The 2,240-nt window shown below is 66.9% G+C and carries 3 protein-coding genes and 1 pseudogene; 1 reads left to right on the top strand and 3 read right to left on the bottom strand.

The genetic code is table 11. From position 1 onward, the window contains the following. Nucleotides 1-362 (top strand): putative quinol monooxygenase (locus tag I55_RS27665; RefSeq protein WP_211100324.1); only part of this gene is annotated, 362 nt, incomplete at its 5' end. A gap of 22 nt (nucleotides 363-384) precedes the next feature. Here I55_RS27665 and I55_RS27660 read toward each other — a convergent pair. The 3 genes and pseudogenes from I55_RS27660 to I55_RS39595 all read right to left on the bottom strand — a co-directional run. Then, nucleotides 385-741, bottom strand: a complete 357-nt coding sequence (locus I55_RS27660) for a hypothetical protein (RefSeq protein ID WP_049974567.1) — start codon at nucleotides 739-741, stop codon at nucleotides 385-387. After that, nucleotides 735-1,817: a hypothetical protein gene (locus I55_RS38740; protein ID WP_049974566.1), complete on the bottom strand. Its 1,083-nt coding sequence runs from the start codon at nucleotides 1,815-1,817 to the stop codon at nucleotides 735-737. The genes I55_RS27660 and I55_RS38740 overlap by 7 nt, the downstream gene beginning before the upstream one ends. Nucleotides 1,818-2,001: 184 nt before the next feature. Next, nucleotides 2,002-2,205 (bottom strand): annotated as a pseudogene (locus tag I55_RS39595) (TonB-dependent receptor plug domain-containing protein); the annotation flags it as partial. Nucleotides 2,206-2,240 lie beyond the last annotated feature (35 nt).

The following is a 2,240-nucleotide window of genomic DNA, read 5'->3' as shown; positions in this document are numbered from 1 at the left end:
CGGGCGGGGCCTCCCCGGCCCCGCATGCCCATCGGAAAGACCCATCACAGAAAAGAAAGGGAACCCATGTCCACCCTGTGAAGATCACCGCCATCCTTGTCGCGAAGCCGGGCAAGCGTGATGAGCTGAGGGCCTTGCTGGGCGGCATGCTCGACCCCTGCCGGGCGGAGGCGGGCAACCTGCGCTGGGACATCTGGCAGGACCAGGCCAACCCTGACCGCTTCGTGCTGGATGAGCTGTACGTGGACAACGCCGCCGTCGCGGCGCACCGCCAGACCCCGCACTTCCTGAACTACGTCTCCAAGATCGGTGACCTGGCCGACCGTACGGCCATGGTGCTGGACGCGGTCGACATCACCTGATCGGTCGCGCGGGGTATGGGGGTCACGCCGCCGGCTGCCGGCTGGCGTGATACTCCCGGAACCACGCGACGAAACGCTCCACCCCCACCTCCACCGGTGTCGCCGGGGCGTAGCCGATGTCGCGGGCCAGGTCGTCGATGTCGGCCCAGGTGGCCGGCACGTCGCCCGGCTGGATGGGCAGCAGGCGGATGTCCGCCGTCATGCCCAGCTTCTCCTCCAGCAGGCGGACGTAGCGCATCAGCTCCACCGGCCGATCGCTGCCGACATTGTACAGGCGGTAGGGGGCGGCGCCGCTGCTGGCGGGGTCGGGCCGGGCGGCATCCCAGGCGGCATCCGGGGCCGGCGGCCGGTCCAGCAGGTCCAGGATGGCGGTCACCACGTCGGAATACCGGCCAAGTCGGCTTTCATGTTCAGGCGGCCGTAGCCCGCGGTCGTCTCCTCCGTCACCTTGAAGCCGTTGGCGAGGTCGGCGGCGGTCAGCGGCGCGTCCAGCAGCGAATTGTCGAAGTAGTTGGCGAAGAAGGCGCGACCGTTCGGCACCAGCCAGGTGCGTGGGAAATTGCCGCTGAAGCCGCTCATGAAGTCGGAATAGGGGAAGGACTGGAACAGCGAGGAGGGGAAGGCCCCGCCGGCCACACCCTTGACCCCCGCTTCGCTCACCAGGTCGCGGCGGAAATAGTCGCGCTCCCGCTCACGGTATTCACCGCCCAGTACCAGGCTGGACAGGGGGCCGATGTTCAGGTCCCGGGTGATGTCCAGCCGTCCGCCCCAATCGTAGTCCTTGCTGTCCTCATCCCGGTATTCCAGGCGGCGGCCGACATAGCTGCCGGGGCTGTTGAGGTTGACCGGGGTGATCAGGTCATAGGCGGCCTCATACCCCCGGGTGAAATCCATCGTCAGCGGCAGGTAGGTCTGCAGACGGGTGCGGTGGATGGGGTCGTCGGTGACGCTGTGGGCGGAGGAGTAAGAGAAGTCGCCGTCCACGGTCCAGGGGCCGTCGGTCCACTTCTGGTTCAGGCCGGCGACGAACAGGTCGTGGCGCTGGCCGGACGTCTCGCGGGAGGCCATGGTGAAGACGTTGTTCAAGGTGCCGCGTACCATCGTGCCGTCACTGACGGTGAAGGTGCCGGCCGCCGGCTTCACCGCGCTGTCGCCCGGATAGAAGTCGATGCCGTACTCGTCGTAATTGTCCTTCAGGCGGGAAAACAGCAGGTCGACATTGGTTTCCCAATGCTCGTTGGGCTGCCACTGCAAGGCGCCGTCCACCGTGTAGCGGCGGCGATCCTCCTGCTCGATGGTGGGGCGGATGCGGGTGGGCGTCCAGGTGTCGCCGCCGAAATAGGGATCCCAGGCCTTGGTGATCTGCCAGCCCGTGCTGTACTCGCGATCCTGCCGCACCGACCGCTCCATGTAGGAGGCGGCCAGCAGCACGCCCAGGTCCCGGTTGGCGTTCACCCCAGGAGGCGATGCCGGACACGGACGGGTCGATCCGGTCACGCANGTCGGAATAGCTGCCCTGGGCGTTGACGCTGGCGGTGGTGCCTAAGTCGAAGGGGTGGAAGGTCAGGACGTTGATGTTGCCGCCGATGGCGCCCTCGTTCATATCGGCGGTGGGCGACTTTTGGACATCGATGCGCGATACCAGCTCGGACGGCAGGACGTCATAGCGGAACTGCCGGCCGTTCACGCCGCCGTTTTCCACGTTCTCATTCACCGCGATGCTGCGGCCGTTCAGTTGCGTGGTCTGGAAGTTGGACGCGAAGCCCCGGACGGCGATGTCCAGGCCCTCGCTGCGGCTGCGGGTCATGGTGATGCCGGTGACCAGTTGCAGCGCCTCCGCCACGTTCTGGTTGGGGAACTTGCCGATATCCTCGGCCG

Source organism: Azospirillum sp. B4, from assembly GCF_000333275.1.
Taxonomy (GTDB): domain Bacteria; phylum Pseudomonadota; class Alphaproteobacteria; order Azospirillales; family Azospirillaceae; genus Nitrospirillum.
Note: the sequence above shows the minus strand (reverse complement) of the source record. Positions and strands in the feature narration are given on the sequence as shown.